General features: G+C 59.8%; 28 protein-coding genes. 20 read left to right on the top strand and 8 right to left on the bottom strand.

Annotated features, from left to right (window positions below):
* Positions 1-668: 668 nt before the first annotated feature.
* Both rhtA and CKW17_RS14755 read left to right on the top strand, forming a co-directional pair.
* Positions 669-1,556 (top strand): threonine/homoserine exporter RhtA, encoded by an 888-nt coding sequence (gene rhtA / locus CKW17_RS14750; protein WP_095120408.1) that lies wholly within the window; start codon positions 669-671, stop codon positions 1,554-1,556.
* 168 nt (positions 1,557-1,724) lie between these two features.
* Entirely contained in the window at positions 1,725-2,006 is a 282-nt protein-coding gene (locus tag CKW17_RS14755) for a hypothetical protein (protein WP_095120409.1), read from the top strand.
* Between the two features lies 1 nt (position 2,007).
* Here the strand turns inward: CKW17_RS14755 and CKW17_RS14760 are convergent, their stop codons facing one another.
* Entirely contained in the window at positions 2,008-2,571 is a 564-nt protein-coding gene (locus CKW17_RS14760) for a TetR/AcrR family transcriptional regulator (RefSeq protein WP_095120410.1), read from the bottom strand.
* A 91-nt stretch (positions 2,572-2,662) separates the two neighbouring features.
* Between CKW17_RS14760 and CKW17_RS14765 the strand changes: the two genes are divergently transcribed.
* Together CKW17_RS14765 and CKW17_RS14770 are read left to right on the top strand one after the other, a co-directional pair.
* Positions 2,663-3,391, top strand: a complete 729-nt coding sequence (locus CKW17_RS14765) for an SDR family oxidoreductase (protein WP_095120411.1) — start codon at positions 2,663-2,665, stop codon at positions 3,389-3,391.
* A gap of 36 nt (positions 3,392-3,427) precedes the next feature.
* Positions 3,428-4,024, top strand: a complete 597-nt coding sequence (locus CKW17_RS14770; RefSeq protein WP_095120412.1) for a 2-hydroxychromene-2-carboxylate isomerase — start codon at positions 3,428-3,430, stop codon at positions 4,022-4,024.
* Between the two features lie 43 nt (positions 4,025-4,067).
* Here the strand turns inward: CKW17_RS14770 and CKW17_RS14775 are convergent, their stop codons facing one another.
* The 4 genes from CKW17_RS14775 to CKW17_RS14790 form a co-directional block, all read right to left on the bottom strand.
* Complete coding sequence (locus tag CKW17_RS14775) at positions 4,068-5,876, bottom strand: aminopeptidase P family protein (protein ID WP_095120413.1); 1,809 nt, start codon at positions 5,874-5,876, stop codon at positions 4,068-4,070.
* 55 nt (positions 5,877-5,931) lie between these two features.
* Positions 5,932-7,098: an aminotransferase class V-fold PLP-dependent enzyme gene (locus CKW17_RS14780; RefSeq protein ID WP_095120414.1), complete on the bottom strand. Its 1,167-nt coding sequence runs from the start codon at positions 7,096-7,098 to the stop codon at positions 5,932-5,934.
* A 204-nt stretch (positions 7,099-7,302) separates the two neighbouring features.
* Positions 7,303-7,917, bottom strand: a complete 615-nt coding sequence (locus tag CKW17_RS14785; protein WP_095113070.1) for a LysE family translocator — start codon at positions 7,915-7,917, stop codon at positions 7,303-7,305.
* A gap of 101 nt (positions 7,918-8,018) precedes the next feature.
* A complete protein-coding gene (locus tag CKW17_RS14790; RefSeq protein ID WP_095120415.1) occupies positions 8,019-8,276 on the bottom strand; it encodes a hypothetical protein in 258 nt (85 codons plus the stop codon).
* Between the two features lie 389 nt (positions 8,277-8,665).
* Between CKW17_RS14790 and msuE the strand changes: the two genes are divergently transcribed.
* From msuE to CKW17_RS14810, 4 genes are read left to right on the top strand one after another with little or no spacing between them, the layout of a single operon-like run.
* Positions 8,666-9,229: an FMN reductase gene (gene msuE, locus CKW17_RS14795; protein ID WP_095120616.1), complete on the top strand. Its 564-nt coding sequence runs from the start codon at positions 8,666-8,668 to the stop codon at positions 9,227-9,229.
* A gap of 10 nt (positions 9,230-9,239) precedes the next feature.
* The gene (gene ssuD / locus CKW17_RS14800; RefSeq protein WP_007949711.1) at positions 9,240-10,385 is read left to right on the top strand and encodes an FMNH2-dependent alkanesulfonate monooxygenase; all 1,146 of its coding nucleotides are present in this window, start codon (positions 9,240-9,242) and stop codon (positions 10,383-10,385) included.
* Positions 10,386-10,421: 36 nt separating this feature from the next.
* Complete coding sequence (locus tag CKW17_RS14805; protein WP_095120416.1) at positions 10,422-11,609, top strand: acyl-CoA dehydrogenase family protein; 1,188 nt, start codon at positions 10,422-10,424, stop codon at positions 11,607-11,609.
* Positions 11,610-11,645: 36 nt separating this feature from the next.
* Entirely contained in the window at positions 11,646-12,749 is a 1,104-nt protein-coding gene (locus CKW17_RS14810; RefSeq protein WP_095120417.1) for a sigma-54-dependent Fis family transcriptional regulator, read from the top strand.
* Here CKW17_RS14810 and CKW17_RS14815 read toward each other — a convergent pair.
* Positions 12,746-13,099 (bottom strand): antibiotic biosynthesis monooxygenase, encoded by a 354-nt coding sequence (locus CKW17_RS14815; protein ID WP_095120418.1) that lies wholly within the window; start codon positions 13,097-13,099, stop codon positions 12,746-12,748. The two genes, CKW17_RS14810 and CKW17_RS14815, sit on opposite strands and share 4 nt — an antisense overlap.
* A 93-nt stretch (positions 13,100-13,192) precedes the next feature.
* Between CKW17_RS14815 and soxR the strand changes: the two genes are divergently transcribed.
* The 4 genes from soxR (at position 13,193) to CKW17_RS14835 (ending at position 16,308) form a co-directional block, all read left to right on the top strand.
* Complete coding sequence (gene soxR / locus CKW17_RS14820; protein ID WP_095120419.1) at positions 13,193-13,645, top strand: redox-sensitive transcriptional activator SoxR; 453 nt, start codon at positions 13,193-13,195, stop codon at positions 13,643-13,645.
* A gap of 104 nt (positions 13,646-13,749) precedes the next feature.
* Complete coding sequence (locus CKW17_RS14825; RefSeq protein ID WP_095120420.1) at positions 13,750-14,208, top strand: VOC family protein; 459 nt, start codon at positions 13,750-13,752, stop codon at positions 14,206-14,208.
* Between the two features lie 249 nt (positions 14,209-14,457).
* A complete protein-coding gene (locus tag CKW17_RS14830) occupies positions 14,458-15,333 on the top strand; it encodes an alpha/beta fold hydrolase (RefSeq protein ID WP_095120421.1) in 876 nt (291 codons plus the stop codon).
* A 24-nt stretch (positions 15,334-15,357) separates the two neighbouring features.
* Positions 15,358-16,308: a LysR substrate-binding domain-containing protein gene (locus CKW17_RS14835; RefSeq protein ID WP_095120422.1), complete on the top strand. Its 951-nt coding sequence runs from the start codon at positions 15,358-15,360 to the stop codon at positions 16,306-16,308.
* A gap of 125 nt (positions 16,309-16,433) precedes the next feature.
* Here the strand turns inward: CKW17_RS14835 and leuD are convergent, their stop codons facing one another.
* A complete protein-coding gene (leuD, locus tag CKW17_RS14840) occupies positions 16,434-17,048 on the bottom strand; it encodes a 3-isopropylmalate dehydratase small subunit (RefSeq protein ID WP_095120423.1) in 615 nt (204 codons plus the stop codon).
* A complete protein-coding gene (gene leuC, locus CKW17_RS14845) occupies positions 17,045-18,463 on the bottom strand; it encodes a 3-isopropylmalate dehydratase large subunit (RefSeq protein WP_095120424.1) in 1,419 nt (472 codons plus the stop codon). The genes leuD and leuC overlap by 4 nt, the downstream gene beginning before the upstream one ends.
* A 405-nt stretch (positions 18,464-18,868) precedes the next feature.
* On the opposite strand from leuC, the gene CKW17_RS14850 reads away from it, so the two are divergent.
* Genes CKW17_RS14850 through CKW17_RS14885 form a run of 8 tightly spaced genes read left to right on the top strand, consistent with a single transcriptional unit; the run spans position 18,869 to position 25,123 of the window.
* Positions 18,869-20,068 (top strand): PepSY domain-containing protein, encoded by a 1,200-nt coding sequence (locus tag CKW17_RS14850; protein WP_095120425.1) that lies wholly within the window; start codon positions 18,869-18,871, stop codon positions 20,066-20,068.
* A complete protein-coding gene (locus CKW17_RS14855) occupies positions 20,065-20,607 on the top strand; it encodes a thiamine pyrophosphate-binding protein (RefSeq protein WP_095120426.1) in 543 nt (180 codons plus the stop codon). Before CKW17_RS14850 ends, CKW17_RS14855 begins: the two co-directional genes overlap by 4 nt.
* Positions 20,604-20,936 carry a hypothetical protein gene (locus CKW17_RS14860; RefSeq protein WP_095120427.1) on the top strand — a complete coding sequence of 111 codons (333 nt, stop codon included), beginning with the start codon at positions 20,604-20,606 and terminating at the stop codon, positions 20,934-20,936. Before CKW17_RS14855 ends, CKW17_RS14860 begins: the two co-directional genes overlap by 4 nt.
* Positions 20,933-21,508, top strand: a complete 576-nt coding sequence (locus CKW17_RS14865; protein WP_095120428.1) for a DUF6162 family protein — start codon at positions 20,933-20,935, stop codon at positions 21,506-21,508. Before CKW17_RS14860 ends, CKW17_RS14865 begins: the two co-directional genes overlap by 4 nt.
* 35 nt (positions 21,509-21,543) lie before the next feature.
* Positions 21,544-22,473, top strand: a complete 930-nt coding sequence (locus CKW17_RS14870; RefSeq protein WP_034155183.1) for a metal ABC transporter substrate-binding protein — start codon at positions 21,544-21,546, stop codon at positions 22,471-22,473.
* A complete protein-coding gene (locus tag CKW17_RS14875) occupies positions 22,470-23,318 on the top strand; it encodes a metal ABC transporter ATP-binding protein (RefSeq protein WP_095120429.1) in 849 nt (282 codons plus the stop codon). Before CKW17_RS14870 ends, CKW17_RS14875 begins: the two co-directional genes overlap by 4 nt.
* On the top strand, positions 23,318-24,217 hold the full coding sequence (locus tag CKW17_RS14880; protein WP_007917717.1) for a metal ABC transporter permease: 900 nt from the start codon (positions 23,318-23,320) through the stop codon (positions 24,215-24,217). Before CKW17_RS14875 ends, CKW17_RS14880 begins: the two co-directional genes overlap by 1 nt.
* Complete coding sequence (locus tag CKW17_RS14885; RefSeq protein ID WP_095120430.1) at positions 24,218-25,123, top strand: metal ABC transporter solute-binding protein, Zn/Mn family; 906 nt, start codon at positions 24,218-24,220, stop codon at positions 25,121-25,123.
* Positions 25,124-25,128: the final 5 nt, after the last annotated feature.

The following is a 25,128-nucleotide window of genomic DNA, read 5'->3' on the forward strand; positions in this document are numbered from 1 at the left end:
ATGTGTTAGGCCTGCCGCCAGCGTTCAATCTGAGCCATGATCAAACTCTTCAGTTCAAACATCTTTGGGTTTTTAAGAAACCCTAAACTTGGCTCAGCAATCGTTGGTTACATCTTTGATTTCTCGCTGAGTAACTTGTGATGCTGATAATCTTGTTGACTATCAGTCTGACTCCACAAGCACCCACACGAATTGCTTGATTCAGTTGTTAAAGAGCGGTTGGTTAAGATCTTTCATCTCAACCGAGGCGCGCACTCTACAGCAGCCTCATTTGCTGTCAAGCGGTTATTTTCAGAAGTTTTCGAAGAATTCTTCAACAACTTCAACCACTTGCGCTTCCGATCTCTCGTCAGCGGGAGGCGAATTCTACAGCATTACACGCTGCTGTCAACACCTCTTTTTCAACTTCCTTTTGGCTTCGATGACCTGAAGCAACCTGCTGCCGAAACCTACATAACTCATTGAATCTCAAGGAGTTTTCCGTTTCGACTGCGCCGGAAGTGGGGCGAATTATAGACATCTGAAATCTGCCGTCAACCCTTAATTTAGCTTTTCTATCGATCAGTTGAAAAAGGCCTCTTCTATATAGACGTAACTCGATCGAGTGCGCAGTATATTGCCCAACACCAATAATAATGCCTTGCTCTCACCTTGGACGATGCCACGCAATGAATGACCAGCCACGATCTCTTGCCTCAATGCTGTTCCCGGTTGGCCTGCTATTAATAGCCATGGCGTCGATCCAGTCCGGCGCCTCTCTGGCCAAAAGCATGTTCCCCATCATTGGCGCTCAGGGAACCACCACGCTGCGCCTGATCTTCGCCAGCGTGATCATGCTGTTGATACTGCGTCCATGGCGCGCCAGGTTAACCGCCAAATCATTGCGCACGGTCATTGTCTATGGCATGGCATTGGGCGGTATGAACTTCCTCTTCTATATGTCATTGCGCACGGTGCCGTTGGGAATTGCCGTCGCCCTCGAATTTACCGGGCCACTGGCCGTAGCCATCTATGCGTCCCGCCGCGCCATCGACTTTCTCTGGATCGCCTTGGCCGCCGCCGGCTTGATGTTGCTGATTCCAACAGGCGCAGCCAACGCTGGAATTGATCTGGTAGGCGCCGGGTATGCACTGGGAGCAGGTGTCTGCTGGGCGCTATACATTCTGTTCGGCCAGAAGGCTGGTGCCGATAATGGTGTAACGACCGCAGCATTAGGAGTAATGATCGCAGCACTGTTCGTCGCCCCTATCGGCATCGTGCATGCAGGTGCCGCCCTGTTGACTCCCTCCCTGATCCCGATTGCCATCGGTGTTGCCATCCTGTCCACCGCCCTGCCCTACACACTGGAGATGGTCGCCCTCACCCGCCTGCCTGCACGCACGTTCGGCACATTGATGAGTATCGAACCGGCCTTCGGAGCGTTATCGGGCCTTCTGTTTCTGCATGAATTCCTCACGCTGTCACAATGGATGGCAATACTGTGCATTATTCTGGCATCCGTCGGCGCCACCATGACCATGGGTAGCGCTGCGAAACCCGCCATCGCCGCTGATTGAACGAGGTTTTTACGAAGGTCTGGCAATTGGCGCGCATTTAGGCCATGTTTAGACCCGTAACCCAATGCCAGACATGGATTTTTTCGGACAGGGATTTCAAAACGCTTAAAGCGCAAGCGAACACAGGCAAACCCGAGCGTCAGACTCGTGGCCGCTATAAGGACGGTAATGAAACGAATTTTGATACTGATCGCCATACTGGCTGTTGCGGGTTGTGCGGCGACTTCGGAAACTCAGGTAAAACGCGGGAAAAAAGGGCTGCACATCAACTGCTCCGGGCTATCGTCCTCCTGGGACAAGTGCTACGCCAGTGCCGCCAGTGCCTGCTTGCCGAAAGGCTACAAGGTCATCGCCAAATCCGGTGACGCCGTGGAAGAACCCGGCGACTACCCGTTCGGTCTCAATCCTGCGGGCTACACCAGTCGCAGCATGATCGTTATCTGCAAATAGATCAGCGCTGCCCGGCAATCTGCCGGCCGATCTCTTCATGGCTGGACTTCAGCACAGCTTGCTGAACGTCCGGCGTAGCCAACATGCGCGCTACCACCAATGCGCCGACGCATTGCGACAATACCGACCACGCCAGGGTATCGCTTTCCAGTATCTGCGCCCAACGCGCCTGAAGCCGACAAATCCACAGCTCGGCCTGTTCGCGCACCTGCACATCCGATCGGGCAATTTCTGCCCCCAGCGCCGGCAACGCGCAACCGGCCTCAGGCTGTTCTACGTGGGCCATGCTCAGATAGTGTTTGAGACAGCGCGCCAGTCGCTCACGATCCTGCGTGCCCTCGCCTCCCAGTCGCTCAAGGCTTTGCCCCAACTCGCGCTCGACGATGGCGGTGAACAACGCATCCTTTGACGAAAAGTGACTGTAGAACGCCGCACCACTCAATCCGATAGCCTTCATCAAACCATCGACGCCCACCGTGGAAAAACCCGAGCGCTTTGCTGACAGCGCGCTGCTCTGCAAGAGTTTTTCCCGGGTTTCCAGCTTGTGACTGGCGGAGTAACGCATGTGTTTGCCCTCGAATCGACTGCCTTGACGTTGCCTGAATCCTAGCATAACGTTCGTTCACTTAACGATCGTTTAATAAAGGGATTCACCCATGAATAACAAGAAGGTCGTATTGGTTGTCGGCGCCGGCGATGCCACGGGCGGAGCGATTGCCAAGCGTTTTGCCAAAGAGGGATTCATCGCCTGCGTCACCCGACGCAGCGCCGACAAACTGCAACCGCTAGTGGACGCGATCAAGGCTGAAGGCGGCGAAGCCCATGGCTTTGCTTGTGATGCACGCAAGGAAGAAGACGTCATCGCCCTGATCGAAGACATCGAAACCCGTCTCGGGCCGATCGAAGCCTTTGTCTTCAATATCGGCGCCAACGTGCCATGCAGCATTCTTGAAGAAACCGCGCGCAAGTATTTCAAGATCTGGGAGATGGCCTGCTTCTCAGGCTTCCTCAATGCTCGTGAAGTGGCCAAACGCATGGTCTCTCGCCAGCGCGGCACGATTCTCTTCACCGGTGCCACCGCCGGACTGCGCGGCGCTTCCGGATTCGCCGCATTCGCCGGCGCCAAGCACGGCATCCGCGCACTGGCGCAAAGCATGGCGCGGGAACTGGGGCCGATGAACATCCACGTCGCCCATGTGGTGGTCGATGGTGCGATCGACACCGATTTCATTCGCAACAGTTTCCCCGAGAAGTACGCCACCAAAGATCAGGATGGCATCCTTGACCCCGAGCACATCGCCGAGAACTACTGGTATCTGCACAGTCAGCCACGGGATGCCTGGACGTTCGAGCTGGATCTGCGCCCCTGGAACGAACGCTGGTAAGACCCCCGCCATAACAATAACGACAGAGACGCGAAAATGACCAAAACCGTGGAGTTCTATTTCGACCTCGGCAGCCCTGCCACCTATCTTGCCTACACCCAGTTACCGAAGATTTGCGCCGAAACCAACAGTGAGCTGATCTACATCCCGATGCTGCTCGGTGGCGTCTTCAAGGCAACCGGCAACGCATCGCCGGCGATGATTCCGGCGAAGGGTCGGTATATGTTTGAGGATCTGGACCGCTACGCGAAACGCTACAGGGTGCCGCTGACATTCAATCCGCACTTCCCGATCAACACACTGATGTTGATGCGTGCCGTCACTGGAATCCAGTTGCGGCAGCCAGAACGCTTTGAGGCGTTTATCGATTGTCTGTTCTCGGCGCTATGGGTTGAAGGACGCAGTCTTGACGAGCCCGCGACTGTCGCCGCCGTGCTGAGCGAACACGGTTTCGATCCGCTTGAAGTGCTGGCACTGACTAACGACGAGTCCGTCAAAGCCATACTCAAGGACAACACCGAAACTGCGGTTAAACGTGGTGTGTTCGGTGCGCCCAGCATGTTTATCGGCAAGCAGCTGTTCTTTGGCCAGGACCGGCTCGATTTCGTTGAAGAAGCCTTGCGCCAAGGCTAGGCGATCATTCAGGCGCTGGTAACAGCGCCTGAATTCCACCTGATCAGATGGCGGCAGTGCGGCTGTTCAGCCATTCCAGCGCGGCACCATCAAGTAACGGGCTCAGGCGCTCACGCACTTGCGCGTGATAGTCGTTGAACCACTGCTTCTCTTCCTCCGTCAGCAGCGCCGGCAGCAGGCAACGCGTGTCGATCGGGCACAGCGTCAAGGTTTCGAACTTGAGGAACTCACCGAATTCGCTGCTGCCCGCCTCGCGGTTCATCGCCAGGTTTTCGATACGCACGCCCCAACGACCCGGACGGTAAGTGCCCGGCTCGATCGAAGTGATCATTCCCGGCTGCATGGCCGTCTGCGGTGCAGGCGCGGCCTGATACGCAATTACCTGTGGACCTTCATGGACGTTGAGGAAGTAGCCAACGCCGTGCCCCGTGCCGTGACCATAATCCACACTTTCTGCCCAGATCGGCGCACGGGCAATGGCATCGAGCAGCGGCGAGAGAATGCCTTTCGGGAACTGTGCTCGCGACAGGGCAATCACGCCCTTCAACACGCGCGTGCAATCGCGCTTCTGCTCTTCGCTCGGCGTACCGACCGGCACCATCCGCGTGATATCCGTGGTGCCGCCCAGATATTGACCGCCCGAGTCGATCAGCAACAAGCCGTCGCCCTCGATCACCGCGTGCTCTTCTTCGGTAGCGTGGTAATGCGGCATGGCGCCGTTGGCGTTGAACGCGGCGATGGTGTTGAAACTCAGCGATACATAATCCGGACGACGTTCGCGGGCAGCGGTAAGCTTTTCGTCGATGGTCAGTTCGGTAATGCGTTCGCGGCCCCAGGCCGATTCCAGCCAGGCGAAGAATTCGCACAGCGCCGCACCGTCCTGCTCCATCGCTTGGCGGATGTGCTGAGCATCGGCTTCACTTTTCTGCGACTTGGCCAACGTGGTCGGGTTCAAGCCTTCGACCAGCTTCACGCCGCTGTCGAGGTTATCCAGCAAACCACTGGTCACTCGCGCCGGATCAACCAACAGGCTCGCGCCACTCGGCACGTCACGCAGGGCATCAGCGACTTCTGTGTAATCACGCAGCGTGACACCATCCGTCTCCAGTACCGCGCGCAAATCTGCGTCGACCTTGCTCAGCGCTACGAACAACGTGGCCTGCTGCTGACCGATCAAGGCAAATGAAACAAACACCGGGTTGAACGACACATCGCCACCGCGCAGGTTGAACAGCCAGGCAATGTCGTCGAGAGTGGCGATGAAATGCCAGTCCGCCCCGCGCGCTTGCAAGGTTTCGCGCAGTTTGGCGAGTTTCTCGCCACGGCTGACCGTCGCTTGCGGTGGCAGATGCTGATAAATCGGTGCATTCGGCAGGCTCGGGCGATCGCTCCAGACTTCCTGCAGCAAATCGATGTCAGTGCGCAGACGTGCACCGCGCGCTTCCAGTTTGCTGCTCAGGGTACGCGCCGACGCCACCGCCATCACCGCACCGTCAACCGCGACCACACCACCTTCCGGTGTCTGCTCGGCGAGCCAGTCCAGCGGGCTCGGTTGACCCGGTTGCAACTTGACCAGCTCGATGCCGCTGCCCTTGAGCTCCTTGGTCGCCTGTTCCCAGTAACGACTATCGGCCCAGACACCGGCGAAATCAGCGGTGACAATCAAAGTGCCAACCGAACCATGGAAGCCCGACAACCACTGCCGGCCCTGCCAGTAACCCGGCAGGTATTCCGACAAGTGTGGGTCGGCGGATGGCACCAACAACGCATGAATGCCTTCGCGGCGCATCAGTTCACGGGTGTGCGACAGGCGCTGGGGCACCGATCCTTCGGTCGAGGTCTGGGTACTCATCATGTCTCCTGCTAATCACTTCATCGTTATTGTTCGTAGCCGTGAGTCGGCTGGTTTAAAGCCCTGTCGCCCAGAATGCCGGAGCACTGGCGCAGGCGGTCTTGATCAGTTGAACGGCCTTGTCGACATCTTCGGCGGTGGTGAAACGGCCGAGGCTCAAGCGAATGGTGCGACCGGCCAGATGCGCGTCATGCCCCAACGCCAACAACACGTGGGACGGCGCGTTACTCGCCGAATTGCAGGCCGAGGTCGCGGAAAACGCGATCGAATGACTCAACGCCGCGCTGTTGAATTCGCCTTCGCTGAAGGTCAGGCTCAAGGTGTGCGGAATGCGCTGAGTGGCACAACCATTCAGACGCACGCCTGGCAAACTCAGCAGATGTTCGAGCAACCGCTCGCGCAATGCGACGATGGTTTTTTTCTCGGCCTCGAATGCCTCGGCGGCCAAGGCAAACGCTGCGCCCATCCCGGCAATCTGGTGCGTCGCCAACGTCCCGGAGCGCAAGCCACCTTCGTGACCGCCGCCGTGAATCTGCGCCTGCAAACGCTGTTGCGCGCGCGGGCCGACATACAACGCGCCGATGCCTTTGGGACCGTAGAGTTTGTGCGCGGAAAACGACATCAGATCCACCGGCCATTGCCTCAGATCGATGGCCACTTTGCCGGCACCCTGCGCCGCATCGACGTGGAACAATGCCTCGCGACTGCGCACCACGGCGCCAATCGCTTGAACATCGTTGACCGTGCCCAACTCGTTGTTGACCAGCATCAGCGACACCAAAAAGGTGTCCTCACGCATGGCCTCACTGACCGCTTGCGGTGTGATCAGGCCATCGGCGTCCGGCACCAGATAAGTCACGGCGATGCCGGCGTCCTGCAACTGGCGGGCGGTATCAAGGATGGCTTTGTGTTCGATCTGACTGGTAATGATGTGGCCGCCGGACACCCCGCGCGCCTGCGCCACGCCTTTGAGGGCGAGGTTATTGGACTCGGTGGCACCGGAGGTCCAGACAATCTGTTCGGCATTGGCGCCGACCAGATCGGCGACTTGCCGGCGGGCCTGCTCGACCGTGTGCCGGGCCTGCTGGCCAAACGCGTGGGAGCTGGAAGCCGGGTTGCCAAAGTTACCGTGAAACCCCAGACACTCGATCATCACCTGGATGACCCGCTCGTCGACCGGGGTGGTGGCGGCGTAATCGAAATACAACGGACGTGTGTTCATAAAAGACTCGCAGAGCGTGTTCCGGGATCAGGAGGCTCGTGTCTGCAAACGGTACGGCGCAGCCTTGTGAGCTGCGCGTCGGTTCGAGAGCGTCATCAATACCTGATCGGATGCCGTTAAAGAAGAACAACTTCATTCAAAGTGCGTAGGAACGCTCCTGAAGTCGAGCTTAACAGGCATCCGGCCTGCGGTTGAAGCGATGCGTCAGCTAAAGCTTTCGAGAAGTAACGGGTACAGCGAAATCACCAACAGCGCCGCCATACCCCAGTTGAACACGCGCAACCAACGCGGATCCTTCAGCACATTGCGCAACAACGTACCGCAGGCCGCCCAGACGCCGACACTCGGCAGGTTGATGATGGCAAACACCGCAGCAATCACCACGACATTGGTGAAATAGCCCTGCATCGGCGTGTAGGTGCTGATAGCACCGATGGCCATGATCCAGGCTTTGGGATTGACCCACTGAAACGCGGCCGCGCCAAGGTAGCTGATCGGCTTCGCTTCGCCTTCGGCGCTATCGCCGACCGGCCCCGAGTGGGCGATTTTCCACGCCAGATACAGCAGATACGCCGCGCCGACATAGCGCAGAACCGTATAGAGAATCGGATAGTTCTGAAACACCGCGCCGAGGCCGAAGCCCACCGCGACAACAAGAACGAAGAAGCCACAGGTAATCCCGAGCATATGCGGGATGGTGCGGTTGAAACCGAAATTCACCCCCGATGCCAGCAACATGGTGTTGTTCGGCCCCGGCGTAATCGAGGTGACAAGGGCAAACAGGGCAAAGCCCAACAGCAGGTCAAGCGAGAGGGTCATGGCAGGCAATCCATCAGGGTCATTCAGGTGTTGACCCTATCCCACGCCGCCCGGCAAGCCCACGGACAGTTGGGGAAAACTTCTACCAGTACAGTTTGTTTTCAGCTAGGACGACCATGCAGCTGTACGGCACGTTCGGCACTCATTTCAGCTTTTTTGTCGAACTGGGTCTGACCGAGCAATCGCGCTTTTTTCGCGTGGTACTCGTCGAAGGACAAGCCGCTGCGGTTCAGTGCTTCCATCGCCAATTCGCGGGATTCTTCATCGGTGTAAGGGCGCAGTTCCGGCGAAACGTGTCCGGCACAACCGGCGAGTACGGAGACAGCGAGCAACAGGGAAACAGTCAGTAAACGATTCATGGGAGCGTCCTGGCGAACAATGGGGAGTCGATGGACAAAGGCTACGCCCGGGCACGCTCACGCAGAAATCAACGCTTTCAATAGTGGCTATCAGGAATTCGACACAAACCGCCGTATATCTCCTAACGATCTATAAATATCAATTAAGGTTCTTTTACGGAATAACAAACAGCCTTTATAAATCCATCCATGCGCTGAGCACTGTTGCTCCAGCAACTGTTGCTCAGCCAACACCGATTCAACAAAGCGCCTCGCTACTCACAGGGGCGACCGCCACGCTAACGCTCAACGCCTTGTAAACCGGGGCTTCCAGGAATTGGTACAGCGTTTGCTCAGACCCAGTGACTCATTCACTGCTCGCTGAGCAACTGTTGAAAAAGGAACTGATCATGTCGCGTCCCCTGAAAGTCGTCGCCCTCTCCGGCGGCACCTGGCGTCCGTCCCGTACTCTGGTGCTGACCCAAGCCTTGCTCGCCGAACTGGCCGGGCACCTGACCATCGAAAGCCATTTGATCGAACTCGGTGATATCGCTCGCCCGCTCGGCGCTGCGCTATCGCGTCAGGAACTCAGTGCCGAGGTTGAAGCCGAGTTGCAGGCCATTGAACAGGCCGATCTACTGGTCGTTGCCGCGCCGGTTTATCGCGGTTCCTACCCGGGTCTGCTCAAGCATTTGTTCGACCTGATCGACCTCAATGCACTGATCGACACGCCGGTGCTGCTCGCCGCAACCGGCGGTAGCGAACGTCATGCGTTGGTGCTCGATCACCAGTTGCGCCCGCTGTTGAGTTTCTTCCAGGCCATGACGTTGCCGATCGGCGTGTACGCCACCGAAGCCGACTTCGCCGATTACCAGATCACCAGCGAACTGTTGAAAGCGCGCATCCGCCTGGCCGCCGAACGCGCCGCGCCGCTGTTCGCCACCCAAATCAAACCCTTGCTGAAAATCGCCTGAGGAGCCGTTCATGGATGTTTTCTGGTTCCTGCCGACCCACGGTGACGGCCACTATCTGGGCACCACCCAAGGTGCGCGCCCGGTCACGCTCAATTATCTGAAACAGGTGGCGCAAGCCGCTGACAGCCTTGGTTACCACGGCGTGCTGATTCCCACCGGGCGTTCCTGCGAAGACTCGTGGGTAATCGCTTCGGCATTGGTGCCGCTGACCGAACGCCTGCGGTATCTGGTGGCGATTCGTCCGGGGATCATTTCCCCGACGGTTTCGGCGCGCATGGCTGCAACCCTTGACCGGCTGTCCAACGGGCGCTTGTTGATCAACGTCGTGACCGGCGGCGATCCGGACGAGAACCGTGGCGACGGCAGCTTCCTCAGTCACGCCGAGCGTTATGAAGTCACCGATGAGTTTCTGAAAATCTGGCGGCGTGTGCTGCAAGGCGAGGCGGTGGATTTCGACGGCAAACACCTGAAGGTGCAGAACGCCAAAGCACTGTATCCGCCGGTGCAGAAACCCTATCCGCCGCTGTACTTCGGCGGTTCCTCCGATGCCGCGCATGATCTGGCCGCCGAGCAAGTCGATGTCTATCTGACCTGGGGCGAACCACCGGCCGCTGTCGCGGAAAAACTCGCCGATGTGCGCGAACGCGCGGCGCGGCATGGGCGCAAGGTGAAGTTCGGCATCCGCCTGCATGTGATCGTGCGCGAGACCGCCGAGGAGGCCTGGAAAGCCGCGGACAAACTGATCGAACACATCAGCGACGAAACCATTGAAGCGGCGCAGAAATCCTTCTCGCGCTTCGACTCCGAAGGTCAACGGCGCATGGCGGCGTTGCACGATGGCCGTCGCGATAACCTCGAAATCGCCCCGAACCTGTGGGCCGGTGTCGGTCTGGTACGCGGCGGTGCCGGTACAGCGCTGGTTGGCGATCCGCAGCAAGTGGCGGCGCGGATCAAGGAGTACGCGGATCTGGGCATCGAGAGCTTCATCTTCTCCGGTTATCCGCATCTGGAAGAGGCATACCGCTTTGCCGAGCTGGTGTTCCCCCTATTGCCCGAGCCTTACGCCAGTCTGGCCGGGCGTGGTGTGACCAATCTGACCGGGCCGTTTGGCGAAATGATTGCCAATGATGTACTGCCCACGAAAGCCTCGGCGTAAACCGAACCCCGGCTGATTGAATTCAGGAGTGTTGGTGTGACCGCCAAACCACAAAGTACTTTGTTATCCCCGCTGCAGACCGCCCGCCAACTGGCCGCCGAGTTTGCCCTGACTGCCGTCGAACGTGACGAACGTGGTGGCACGCCGAAGGTCGAGCGCGATGCCCTGCGCGACAGTGGCTTGTTGGCCCTGAGCATTCCCACCCGCTACGGCGGCCTCGGCGCCAGCTGGAGTGAAACCCTGCAAGTGGTCCGCGAGTTCGCCAAGGTCGACAGTTCGATCGCCCACGTTTTCGGTTTTCATCATTTGATGCTCGCCACCGTGCGCCTGTTCTCGCGACCGGAACAATGGCAGCCGTGGTTCGAACAGACCGCGCGGCAGAACTGGTTCTGGGGCAACGCATTGAACCCGCTGGACACCCGCACCGTGGTCAAGAATCTCGGTGGCTGGCGCGAATTTTCCGGGAAGAAAAGCTTCTGTTCCGGCGCCAGCGATTCACAGATGCTGATTGCCTCGGCGGTCGATGAAAGCGCTGGCGGCAAGTTGCTGATCGCGGCGATTCCCACCGGGCGCAGTGGCATCACCCTGCACAACGACTGGAACAACATCGGCCAGCGTCAGACCGACAGCGGCAGCGCCACGTTTGAACGGGTACGCGTCGAAGAGTCGGAATTGCTGCTCGATCCCGGCCCGCTGAGCACGCCGTTCGCCTGCTTGCGACCGCTAATCGCGCAACTGACCTTCACGCATATGTTTCTCGGGATTGCCGAAGGCGCTTTCGAAGAGGCGCGGCAATACACCCTCAGCGAAACCCGGCTCTGGCACAAATCCACGGCGCGCGATGTGCGTGAAGATCCCTACGTGCTCGCGCATTACGGCGAGTTCTGGGTAGCGCTGGAAGGCATTCGTCTATTGGTCGAGCGTGCAGCGACGTTGCTCGATGAAGCCTGGGCCAAAGGTGCAAACCTCAGCGCCGAAGAGCGCGGTCATGTCGCCACAGCGATTGCCACCGCCAAAGTCGCCGCCAGCCGTCAGGGCCTGGAGATTTGCAGCCGCTTGTTCGAAGTGACCGGCGCGCGTTCGACCCACGCCTCCCTTCGTCTCGACCGCCACTGGCGCAATCTGCGCACGCAAACCCTGCACGACCCGCTGGATTACAAACTCCATGAGCTGGGCGACTGGGCGCTGAATCAGTCGCTGCCGGTGCCAACCTTCTATTCCTGACCTGCCTGCATTTGAACTAAAAAGAAGGACGAGCCCATGCAACTGCTGACCCTACCGCCCTCCCCCGCGCTCGCCACGTCGATCCGCGCCACTGCGCAGGTCTTCGAGGATCCTAAATCCCAGGCCCTGCTCGCGCATTTGCAACAGGTCGCGCCGAGTGAAGCCAGTGTGCTGATCATCGGCGAGACCGGCACCGGCAAAGAGCTGGTGGCGCGGCATATTCATAACCTCAGCAATCGCCGTCATCGGCCGTTTATCGCGGTCAATTGCGGGGCGTTTTCCGAATCGCTGGTGGAAGCGGAATTGTTCGGACATGAAAAAGGTGCGTTCACCGGCGCACTGAGCGCCAAGGCCGGATGGTTCGAGGAAGCGGATGGCGGCACGTTGTTTCTCGATGAGATCGGCGATCTGCCGATGGCGATTCAGGTCAAGTTGTTGCGTGTTTTGCAGGAGCGCGAAGTGGTGCGGCTCGGCTCGCGCAAAAGCATTCCTATCGATGTGCGGGTGCTGGCGGCGACCAACGTGCAGCTGGAAAAAGCCATCAATGCCGGCCATTTCCGCGAGGATCTGTATTACCGCCTCAATGTGGTCAATCTGGAATTGAGTCCGTTGCGCGAGCGTCCCGGCGATATTCTGCCGCTCACTCGCCATTTCATCGAAGCCTACAGTCAGCGCCTCGGTTATGGACGCGTGAGTATCAGCCCCGGCGCCGAGCAAAAGCTGCGCGCTTACAGTTGGCCGGGCAATATTCGTGAGCTGGAAAACGTTATCCACCACACCCTGCTGATCTGCCGCAACGGTGTGATCGAACGCGATGATTTGCGCCTGTCGAACCTGCGCATCGATCGCCCGGACGATCATCACAGCAGTGCCGATGATTCACCGGAGGCGTTGCTGGAACAGGCCTTTCAAAAACTCTTCGCGCAACAGGCCGGCGCGTTACACGAAAAAGTCGAAGACGCCTTGCTCCGCGCGGCGTATCGCTTCTGCCATTACAACCAGGTGCACACCGCCGCGTTGCTCGGTCTGAGCCGCAACGTCACCCGCACGCGACTGATCAAGATCGGCGAACTGGCAGTGAACAAGCGGCGCCTCACGGAAAACCTGCAGGGCGAGCGCTTGATCCAGTTGTCGATCTAGCCCACCAGGTGGCAGTGCAGCGCATCGTCGTGACTGCGGGCGATGCTGCTCAGCACCTGAAATGAATTGAAGGTGACGGTTTTCGCCTGATGGGTGTGAATCAGTTGCCAGAAATCCTGCTCGCCGCTCTCGAAGCTGCGAAATGCCGCCTCCCCCGCCTCGCGGGACTGCCATTGCAGAAAACTCAGCACCCGCCGGCCGTCATCGCTGGCTTGCACACTGGCGCTGACAAAACCGGCATAACGCACGGCCAGGCGCTCGGTCTGCATCGATAACGCGGTCACTAGGGCGGGTTGTTGGCGTGGTTCGATTTCAAATTCGATCAATTGGGTAAAACTGCGGTTGTTCATGGAAAGCCCCCACTCAGCGTAAGACGAGCCTTGCGACTCGAAGACCTGCAGGGTAAAACCTCCAGTTAAGTCAAGGTCAAGAGCTGTCTTCAAATGATCAGCAAAGAAAACGTGCACAAACAGTTAACGGTTGGCGAAGTCGCAGCGCGCAGTGGCGTCGCAGTCACCGCCCTGCACTTTTATGAATCCAAAGGTTTGATCAAGAGCCAGCGCAACGCCGGTAACCAGCGCCGTTATCCGCGTGAAGTGCTGCGTCGGGTGGCGTTGATCAAAGTCGCGCAGCGGCTGGGGATTGCGCTGGCGGAGATTGGCGAGGCACTGAAAATCCTCCCGCAGGATCGTGCGCCCAGCGCGGCCGACTGGAAAATCCTCTCGCAGCAATGGCGCCGCGAGCTGGATGAACGGATCGAGCAACTGACGCTACTGCGCGATCGTCTCAATGGCTGCATCGGTTGCGGGTGTTTGTCGATGGAGGCCTGCCCGCTGCGCAATCAGGGCGATGTGCTGGGTGAACAGGGACCGGGGCCGCACTTTCCCGAAGACTGACGCTCGTCGGGCAAAAATCTGCATGGCGAGGACAGTTCTATAGTGAATCTTCCACAAATCCGGTGGAGCCACATCTCATAGAACAACAATTCAGGGAGAACGTCATGAGCGTAAAACCCATTCCCGAGGGGTATCACAGCATTACCCCGTATCTCGGCATCCACAAAGCCGCCGAGGCCATCGATTTCTATAAAAAAGCCTTCGGCGCCACCGAAGTCATGCGCCTGGACATGCCCGACGGCGGCATCGGCCACGCCGAACTGCGCATTGGTGACAGCGCGATCATGCTCGGCTCGCCGTGTGATCAGGGGCCGTTGAGTAATCCGGATCAAGCCGTGTCGGTTGGTTTGCATTTGTATGTGACCGATGTCGACAAGTCGTTTCAGCGAGCACTGGATGCCGGGGCGACGACGGTGTCCGAGGTCAAGGATCAGTTTTACGGTGATCGCAGCGGGACGTTGAAGGATCCGTATGGGCATCTGTGGTTTCTGGCCTCGCGCAAGGAGGATCTGACTGAAGAGCAGATCAAGCAGCGGGCGATGGAGATGTTTCAGCAGGGTTGAGATTTTGAGTGTCTGGACTGGCCTCTTCGCGAGCAAGCTCGCTCCCACAGGGTTTCGTTGGGTGGCATAGATTGTGGTCACACCGAAAATTCCTGTGGGAGCGAGCCTGCTCGCGAAGGGGCCGCTACAGACAACGCAGAACCTCATCAACACACTTCATGAACCCGCCCCCCACGCTTTGCCCCTTGCCGCAAACGCCGAACGATTTCAGGATGCAGCCAACCAGCCCCCTGAACAAGGATCAGCCCGATGTTTGCCGGATTCCGCAAAGACCAGCGCCACGTCAACGGTGTGGATATCGCCTACCGCCTCGGCGGCAGCGGCCCCGGCCTGCTGCTGTTGCACGGGCACCCGCAGACCCACGTGATCTGGCACAAGATTGCCGAACAACTGGCCGAACACTTCACCGTGGTCGCCGCTGACCTGCGCGGTTACGGTGACAGCAGTCGCCCGGCGGCCGATGAGTTGCACATCAATTACTCGAAACGCGAAATGGCCCGTGACAATGTCGAGTTGATGCAGTCGCTGGGCTTCGAGCAGTTTTCGATCCTCGCTCACGACCGTGGCGCGCGGGTCGCCCATCGCCTGGCGCTCGATCACCCCGCTTCCGTGCAGCGCATGATGCTGCTCGACATCGCGCCGACCCTGTCGATGTATGCGCAAACCAACGAAGCCTTTGCCCGCGCCTACTGGCACTGGTTCTTCCTGATCCGCCCGGCGCCACTGCCGGAAACCTTGCTCGAAGCCGATCCCGACGCGTATTTGCGCAGCGTGATGGGCAGCCGCAGCGCCGGGCTCAAGCCGTTTACCGATGCAGCCTTCGGCGAATACCTGCGCTGCCTGCAACAACCCGGCAGCGCTCGCGGTATCTGCGAAGACTATCGCGCCAGCGCCGGCATCGATCTTGAGCACGACCGCGCCGACATCGCTGCCGGTAATCATCTGAATCTGCCACTGCGCGTGTTGTGGGGCGCCGAAGGCACGGTCGGGCGCTGCTTCGATCCGCTCAAGGAATGGCAGCAAGTGGCGAGCAACGTCAGCGGCCAGGCCTTGCCCGCCGGCCATTACATTGCCGAAGAAATCCCCGAACCGTTGCTCGCCGAAGCCCTGGCCTTTTTGCGCTGAGCCGAGCCGCCGGATCTCGGTGCTATGCTGGCGGCTTCTGTCGCCAGTGTTCGTTTTGACATGTCCCAGAAGAAAGACACCGTGCCCCTGCCCGAAGACCTGCGTGTGCTGCTCACCGTGATCCGCAAAAACGGCTTTGCCGCCGCCGCGGATGAACTTGGCCTGTCACCGGCCTATGTCAGCAAACGCATCCAGATTCTTGAAACCACCCTCGGCACTCGCCTGCTGCACCGCACCAGCCGGCGCGTCTCGCTGACCGAGGACGGCGAGCGCGTGCAACGCTGGGCGTTGCGCATTCTCGATGATTTCCAGCAACTGCACGACGAATTGTCCGACGCCCACGACAGCCCGCGTGGGCGTTTGCACATTTGCAGCAGTTTCGGTTTCGGTCGCAATCATGTGGCCCCGGCGGTGTCGTTGCTGGCCGAACGTTATCCAGAACTGGAGATTCGCCTCGACCTGTTTGACCGGGTGGTGGACATCATCAATGAAGGCTTCGATCTGGAGATCCGCGTCGGCGATGACCTGCCCGGCCAGCACATCGGTCGGCGTCTGGTCAGCAATCGGCGCGTGCTGTGTGCCGCCCCCGGTTATCTACAACGCCGCGGTACGCCGCAAACGCTCGACGAACTTCAACAACACGATTGCCTGGTGATCAAGGAACGCGACAACGCCTTTGGTATCTGGAATCTGGATCGCGATGGCGGGCAAGACAGCGTGCGCGTCAGCGGGCCGTTGTCGTCCAACAACGGCGAGATTGTTTTGCAATGGGCGCTGGATGGGCGTGGGGTTTTGTTGCGGTCGTTGTGGGATGTGAAGCCGCTATTGGAGCAAGGACGCTTGGTGCAGGTGCTGGAAGATTACAGCCAGAGTGCCAATGTCTGGGCGGTGTACCCGACACGGCTGGCGCATTCCGGGAAATTGCGCGCGTGTGTGGAGTTTTTGCAGGAGCATTTCAAAAGCCTGTCGCTGTAACCCGAAACAACACAAAACCCTGTAGGAGTGAGCCTGCTCGCGATAGCGGTGTGTCAGACACAACAATTCTGACTGATCCGCCGCTATCGCGAGCAGGCTCACTCCTACAGGGGATCAGTGGTGTGTCAGCAAAGCCAAGGGTTGTTGGCCAGGTGTTGGCGTTCGAAGGCCTTGATCTGTTCGCGGCGTTGCAGGGTGCTGCCGATGGCATCCAGGCCGAGCAGCAGTGCAGTTTTGCGCAGGGTATCAATCTGGAATTCGATCACCGTGCCATCCGCCAGACTAATCCGCTGAGTCTCCAGATCAATATTGACCCGCGCCGTTTCAGCCTGACCGACAAGCTGTCCGATGCGTTGCACCTGCGCCTCTTCCAGAGTGATCAACAACACCCCGTTACGCTGGCAATTGTCGTAGAAGATCCCGGCGAAACTGCTGCCGATCAACGCGCGGATGCCCATCTGCTGCAAGCCCCAGACCGCATGTTCGCGGCTCGATCCGCAGCCGAAATTCGGCCCGACCAGCAGAAAACTTGCGCCCTGCCACGCCGGTTTGTTCAATACGAAGTCGGGGTCAGGGCTGCCATCGCGCAGAAACCGCAGATCGAAAAACACCCCGCGATCCAGCCCTTGCCGGTCGATGCCTTTGAGAAACTGCTTGGGCATGATCACGTCCGTGTCGACATTGGCCGCCAATAACGGTGCGGCCTGACCGCTGACTTGCGTGAAGGGTTGCAGGCTCATGGGCGTTCTCCAAAGTGGCGGATATCGGTGAGTCGACCGCTGATTGCCGCCGCGGCGACCATTGCCGGGCTCATCAGATGAGTGCGGGCGCCGGCGCCCTGACGGCCTTCGAAGTTGCGGTTGGTGCTGGATGCGCAGCGGTCGCCGGGGGCGAGGACGTCGTCGTTCATCGCCAGGCACATCGAGCAGCCGGACTGCCGCCATTCGAACCCGGCGTCGATAAAGATCTGCGCCAGACCTTCGGCCTCGGCCTGCGCGCGGACTTCGCTGGAGCCGGGGACGATCATCGCCCGTACATGCCCGGCAACGTGCTGACCGTTTACGACGCTGGCGGCATCGCGCAGGTCTTCGATTCGCGCATTGGTGCACGATCCGATAAAGGCATGGCTGATGACGATATCGCTGAGCGCCATGCCCGCTTCCAGGCCCATATAGTTGAGGGCGCGGCGCATGTCCTGACGCAGGATCGGATCGCTGATCGCTTGCGGATCCGGCACCCGCGCACCGATCGCGGCAGCCTGATCGGGGCTCGTGCCCCAAGTGACCATCGGTTCCAGCAGACTGGCATCGAGGTGTATCTCGCGGTCAAACCGCGCTCCGGGATCACTGCGCAGTTCGCGCCACTTCTTCACGCCCCGTTGCCACAGCTCACCTTGCGGCGCGCGCGGCTTGCCCTTGAGATAAGCGAAGACCTTGTCATCCGGCGCCATGAATGCGCCGCGCGCGCCGGCCTCGACAGCCATGTTGCAAATGGTCATGCGCGCTTCAACGCTCAAGGCATCGATGGTCGAGCCGCAGAACTCGATTGCGTAACCGCTGGCCCCGGACGCACCAATGCGGCCGATCAGGGCCATGATCACGTCTTTGGAGGTCAGTCTCGGTGCCAACTGGCCGTCGACGGTCACACGCAGGCTTTTCAGACGTTTGTAGACCAGGGTCTGCGAGGCCAGCAGGTGTTCGATCTCGGATGTGCCGATGCCGAAACCGAAGGCGCCGAGCGCGCCATAGGTGGTGGTGTGGCTGTCGCCAGCGGCGATGACCATCCCCGGCAAAATGAACCCTTGTTCCGGGGCGATCACATGTTCGATGCCCTGACGTTTGTCGAGGATGTCCAGCAACTCGATGCCGAAGTCGCGGCAGTTCTCCGCCAGATACGACACTTGCCGGGCGCCGCCCGCGTCAGGCATTGCCGCGACGCGCACAGGCGTGGTCGGGTTGACGTGGTCGACCACCGCCAGCGCCGTGCCCGGCCGCCAGACGTCGCGCCCGGCGGCACGCAAACCGCTGAACGCCTGCGGGCTGGTGTATTCGTTGATCACCTGTCGATCGATATACAACAGGACATGGCCCTGATCGTCGAGGCGGCACACCGTGTGCGAATCGATGTGTTTGTCGTAGAGGGTTCTGGGAGTCATCAGGGCGCTCACTCAGGGAATCGGGTGATTCCCATGATAGGCAGCGCGGGTCGGCCATCAATTGGCAGAGAGTGATGGCGTCATACATGAATCGTGTTTGATCGGCCGGACCGCAAAATCCTGTAGGAGCTGTCGAGTGCAACGAGGCTGCGATCTTTTGATCTTGTTTTTAAAGATCAAGATCAAAAGATCGCAGCGTGCCGCAGCTCCTACAGTGGAATCTCTCACACCCGGGGAACTGGGAAACATTTGCTTTCATATCACCTTTCGGGATTTTCCGCGCTCATCCGTCCTATATAGATGCAGGCCGTTCGCGTAGGCAAAAGCCACGTCCGGTCTATCGGGGTCCCCGTGCTGCGAAGCCCGTAGCCACGCGCCCTTTCACCGCTATCAAGACGCGCAATCATGTCGAAGAAATCCCGCTCCAAACTGTGGTTCCTCGTTCATAGCTGGCTGGCGTTACCGATCTGGTTCTTTGTGCTGATCGTCTGTGTCACCGGCACCCTGGCCGTGGTCAGCCAGGAAATCGTCTGGCTGGCCAACCCGCAGATGCGCGCCAGCCAGCCTGCGGACGATGCACCGTTGCTCAGCTATGACCAGATTCTCGCCGCCATCAAGAAAGCCGAACCGCAAACCGTCGTCCAAAGTATCAGTCGCCCCGACGAATCGCATTTCGCCCTGGATGTCGCCGTCAGCTACCCCGACGGGCGCGCGCAGACCGTTTACGTCAACCCGTACACCGGCGTGATTCAGGGCGGCGCACCGGATTTCAACTTCAAGGCCTTCACCCGCGCCCTGCACGGCTGGTGGCTGGTGCCGTTCACCAATGGTTACAGCTGGGGCTGGTACCTGGTGTCGTTCCTCGGTCTGCCGTTGCTGGCCTCGCTGATCACCGGGCTGGTGGTCTATAAACGCTTCTGGAAGGGTTTCTTCAGCCCGACCCTGCGTTTTCGCCACGGTGCGCGGATTTTCTGGGGCGACTTCCACCGTCTGAGCGGTATCTGGTCGATCTGGTTTATTGCGGTGATTTCGGTCACCGGTACCTGGTTCCTGATCGAGGCGATGCTGTTCGATAACCACATCTCCATCTCCAGCGAGCCGGTCATTCCGGCGATGGCCCGTGAGGCCGTGCCGATCTCGGCCGATGGCACGCCACCGCCGCGCATCAGTCTGGATCGGGCGATCGAAGTCGCCCAGGAGAAAATCCCCGGCCTGGAAGTCAGCTCCGTCAGCTTGCCGGGCAATGCCTACAGCCATATGAGCCTCGGCGGCCGTGGTTGGTATCCGCTGATGTTCCAGACCGCGACGCTCAACCCGTTCAACGGAGACGTGGCGGCTTCGCGCCTGTTGTCCGATCGCACTTCGCTGGAGTTCGTCACCGAATCCATGCGCCCCCTGCATACCGGTGATTTTGGCGGGCTGTGGATCAAGCTGATCTGGTTCTTCTTCGGTTTGTTACTGAGCATGATGGTGCTCAGCGGCTTGTTGATCTGGACTAAACGCACCGCGCTGGCCACCGCCAATGCACTCAAGCGTGAGTCGAAGAAGTCCCGCGTTCAGGCGCAACCGGCCATGAACCGTGAAGCATCGGAGGTCAACCTGTGAGCAAGTCCAATGCTGCGCCGCAACCGTCGCGCCTGAGCCTGTTCTGGCACAAATGGCGCTTTCACATCAACGTGCTGTTGCTCCTGATCCCGCTGGGTTTCATGCCCAAGTACTTCGCCGATGCCGCGCTGTTTCGGGGTGACATCGGCCTCGGTGAACGAGAAGTCGGCGAAGTCACCGTCGGTCCCTGGAGCCTGCGCCTGGCCGAGTTGCGCAACGAAGCGCCGCGCCTCGAAGGCCCGGCCGGCCATATGAAAGGTTTCAACGCCGCCCTCTGCGATGCCTGCATCGACCAGGTCAAAGCCACCTACCTGCGTATCGGCAAGCCCCGCAGCCTGCGCGCCGCCGGGGTGATTTTCTTCGGTACGCCCTACCGCATGGGTGCGCAATTGCCAGTGCCGGAAAAAACCAAAACCGACGCCGAACTGTGGATCACCATGGAAGGCTGGGACGGCAGCATGCATCAGGCTTCGATCCCTCTGAGTCAGGCCTCCCCCGCCACCATTGCCTGGTTGAACCAACAAGGAGCCAAACCATGACCCGCCCTTTCCGCCTGCGGCTGAGCGCCGTGCTGCTGGTGCTCGGCGCCGGCTTCAGTGCCAGTGCGCTGGCCCACAACCCGATGTGCGAATGCAAAGCCATCGACGCCGAGCAGATCAAATGCACCGGTGGTTTTTCAGACGGCAGCGGCGCGCCGGGCGTGACCCTCGATGTGATCGGTTATGACGAAACCATTCTGGTGCCGGGCAAGCTCGGCGCCGATTCCACGCTGACGTTCAAGAAGCCTGGCGCCGAGTTTTACGTGCTGTTCGACGCCGGTCCAGGCCACGTGGTGGAAATCGACCAAGCGGATATCGAAGCCCCATGAGCACGCCAACCACACAAATCGTGCGTCCGGCCGGTGCCGGCCATGAAACCCTCAATGTGCTGCTGTTGTGCCTGTTGATCCTTGCGGTCGCAGGTTCTGTGGTCGCGTGGCGCGGGGTTTCCCATGAGCCTGAGCCGGTTGCGTCCAATCAACTCGACGCGCGCCGCGACCTCAGTGCCTCGGAACAAGGCATCTACGCCGACCTGCGGGTGACCCTCGATGAAATCCGCTTGCTGCGCGAAGAACAGCAAGCCCTGCCGACACCGCAGAATCTGGCCGACGAAGGCTTTGCGCCGTTTGCCCAGGATGCGAGTTCGGTCAGCCGTGGCGGTCATGCCTGGCAGTTGCTGGCGAACAGCGCTTATTTCGGCCACAGCCAGAACCCGACCGTCGCCGGTTCATTCGTGATGTTGCTGAGCAGCGATGACAAGGCTGCGCCGGACATCTGGCTCAACCGCGATGCCAATCTGCAAGCGCCGACCGAACTGACCGAAGCCGCCCTGTCCGGCTCTGGCTGGAAACAGATCGTCGCGCAATACGATGCCGGGGTTACCCGCGAACATCGCCATTGATTCCTCGCCCTCATCCGAGAGAAGACCGTTTGCCCATGTCTATTTCATCGCCTCGCCGTCCATTGTTGCGTCTGTTCCTGCTCGGCCTCTGCGCCTGCCTGCTGAGTCCACTGGCCAGCGCCGATCAGGCCAAACGCCTGCGCATCGGTATTACCCTGCACCCGTATTACAGCTATGTGGCGAACATTGTCGGCGACAAGGCCGAAGTCGTCCCACTGATCCCTGCCGGTTTCAACCCGCACGCTTATGAGCCAAGGGCCGAGGACATCAAACGCATCAGCGGGCTGGATGTGATCGTGCTCAACGGTGTCGGCCATGACGACTTCGCCGACCGCATGATCGCCGCCAGCGAAACGCCGAACATCAAGACCATCGAAGCCAACGAGAACGTGCCGCTGCTGGCCGCCACCGGGGTTGCCGCACGCGGCGCCGGCAAAGTGGTGAACCCGCACACGTTCCTGTCGATCAGCGCCTCCATCGCTCAGGTCAACAACATCGCCCGCGAACTGGGCAAACTCGATCCGGACAACGCCAAGACCTACACCCAGAACGCCCGCGCCTATGGCAAACGCCTGCGGCAGATGCGCGCCGATGCCCTGGCCAAACTGACTCAAGCGCCGAACGCAGAACTGCGCGTGGCCACGGTGCACGCGGCTTACGACTATCTGCTGCGGGAGTTCGGCCTGGAAGTGACTGCTGTGGTCGAACCGGCGCACGGCATTGAGCCGAGCCCGAGCCAGTTGAAGAAGACCATCGACCAATTGCGTGAACTGGACGTGAAGGTGATCTTCTCGGAGATGGATTTCCCCTCCACTTACGTCGAAACGATTCAGCGTGAGTCCGGGGTGAAGCTGTACCCGCTGTCGCACATTTCCTACGGCGAATACACCGCCGACAAGTACGAAAAGGAAATGACCGGCAACCTCAACACCGTGGTGCGGGCGATTCAGGAGTCGGGCGCATGACTTCCAGAGAAAACCTCAACCTCCCAGACGCCGAGCACCCTGTGGGAGCGAGCCTGCTCGCGAAGGCGCCGGATCAGCCGACATCTTTGTTGAATGACACACCGCTATCGCGAGCAGGCGAAGGCCTACAGGTTATTGGGCCGACGCTGGATTTTGCGCAGGTTTGTCTGACGCTGGGGCGCACGACGATTCTGGACAAAGTCACCTTCCAGGTGCAGCCCGGCAGCGTGCATGCCCTGGTCGGCCCCAACGGAGGCGGCAAGAGTTCGCTGATCAAGACCCTCCTCGGGCAAATGCCGCATCAGGGCCGGCTCAGCCTGCAATGGCCCGGCGAACCCGGCATCATCGGTTATGTGCCACAGGCGCTGGAGTTCGATCGCGGCTTGCCAATGACCGTCGACGACTTCATGGCCGCCATGTGCCAGCGACGCCCGGCGTTCCTCGGTTTGAGCAAGCGTTACGCCGGTGCCATCGGCGAAGCGCTGGAGCGCGTCGGCATGCAGGACAAACGCAAGCGGCGCATGGGCGCGCTGTCCGGGGGTGAACGCCAGCGAGTTCTGCTCGCACAAGGGCTGATCCCGGCGCCGCAATTGCTGGTGCTGGATGAGCCGATGTCGGCCCTCGATGAAGCCGGGATTCAGGTGTTCGAGCGCCTGCTCAATGACTGGCGCGCGGCGGGCATTACCGTGCTGTGGATCGAGCACGATCTGGAAGCGGTCGGGCGCCTGGCCAGTCGCGTCACTGGTCTTAACCGTCGTGTGCTGTTCGATGCCACACCACAAGAGGCGCTGACCCCGGAACGTCTGCTGACCTTGTTCTCGACCCATCCACGGAGCGCTGCCTGATGAGTTACGAAGCCTTTCGTTTGATGGTGCAAGGCTGGGCCTCGTCCGGTTATCTGCCGGAAGCGCTGGCCTACGGTTTCGTGGTCAATGCGTTGCTCGCCGGCCTGTTGATCGGCCCGGTACTCGGCGGCCTCGGCACGCTGGTGGTGGTCAAGCGTTTCGCGTTTTTCTCCGAAGCGGTGGGCCACGCGGCGCTGACCGGTGTCGCCATCGGCATCCTGCTCGGCGAACCCTACACCGGGCCGTACGGCAGCCTGTTCGGTTACTGCCTGCTGTTCGGCATCCTGCTCAATTACCTGCGCAACCGCACCGGCCTGGCGCCGGACACCTTGATAGGCGTGTTTCTGTCGGTGTCGCTGGCACTCGGCGCGAGTCTGCTGCTGATTCTCGCCGGCAAGATCAATGTGCACATTCTCGAGAACGTGTTGTTCGGCTCAGTGCTGACGGTCAACGGCAACGATCTGGCGGTGTTGGCCATTGTCGGTTCGCTGGTCATGGCTCTGGCCTTGCCGTTGTACAACCGCATCATGCTCGCCAGCTTCAATCCGCAACTGGCAGCAGTGCGCGGGGTGGCAGTGAAAACCCTGGATTATCTGTTCGTGATTCTGGTGACGCTGATCACCGTGGCGGCGGTGAAAGTCATCGGTGCGATTCTGGTTGGCGCACTGCTGGTGATTCCAGCGGCAGCGGCGCGCTTGCTCAGCCAGTCGCTCAAGGGTTTCTTCTGGTGCTCGGTGCTGATCGCCACGGTCAGCACGCTGTGCGGGATTCTCGCGCCGATCGTGTTTGACCTGCCGATTCCATCCGGCGCCGCGATCATTCTGGTTGCCGGTATTGCCTTCGCCCTCGCCGCCATTGCGCGCGGGGTTGTCCCGAGTTTGAAAGGGAATCTTGGATAAATGACTTTTTCACTGCGAAAACTGACCTTGGCCATGACCCTGTGCGGCTTGGTCTGCTCGCCTTTGATGGCTGACGAAGCCGCTAAACCACTGCGCGTGCTGGCCTCGTTGCCAATCACTTACGGCTTGGGTGAAGTACTGCTCAAAGGCACTGACGTCAACCTTGAACGTGCGGCACCGGCGAACCTGCCGGGCAGTCGTCAGAGTGCCTACTTCACCGGGCGTGGCGCTCCGGCCCTGAGCAAACTGGCAACCGGTGCCGATGCCGTGATTGGTGTGCGCTCGCTGTGGCCAGATGATCAGTTGTACCCGATCGCCCGCCGCAGCAATATCCGCATCGTTGAAGTTGATGCGGCCCGCCCGGTCGACGGCGCCCTGCCGGGCATTGCCGTGCAACCGGATCTGAAGGTCGACGGCTTGAACAGCCAGCCATGGCTGGCCAGCAACAACATGGGACGCATGGCGGATGTGATGGCGGCGGATCTGGTGCGTCTGGCACCTAGCGCCAAGCCTGCGATCGAAGCGAATCTGGCGACGTTGAAGCAGCGTTTGTTGAAGCTCAGCGCCGACAGCGAAGCGCGGCTGGCCAACGCCGACAATCTGAGTGTGATGAGTCTCAGCGATCACTTTGGTTATCTGATCGGCAGCTTGAATCTGGAACTGATCGGCGAGGATTCACGGCCGGATGCCGAATGGACGGCTGAGGATCTGAAAAAACTCACGGCAACGCTCAAGGACAATGATGTCGCGGTGGTGCTGCATCATCGGCAGCCATCGGAGCCGGTGAAAGCGGCAATTGCCGAGTCGGGTAGTCGTCTGGTGGTGTTGAGCACGGATGCGGCGGATCCGGTGGCAGAGCTGGAAGGCAATGTGGATTTGGTGTTGAAGGGTTTGAGCGGGGCTTAATTTCA

This window comes from Pseudomonas sp. Irchel s3f10, assembly GCF_900187515.1.
Taxonomy (GTDB): domain Bacteria; phylum Pseudomonadota; class Gammaproteobacteria; order Pseudomonadales; family Pseudomonadaceae; genus Aquipseudomonas; species Aquipseudomonas tensinigenes.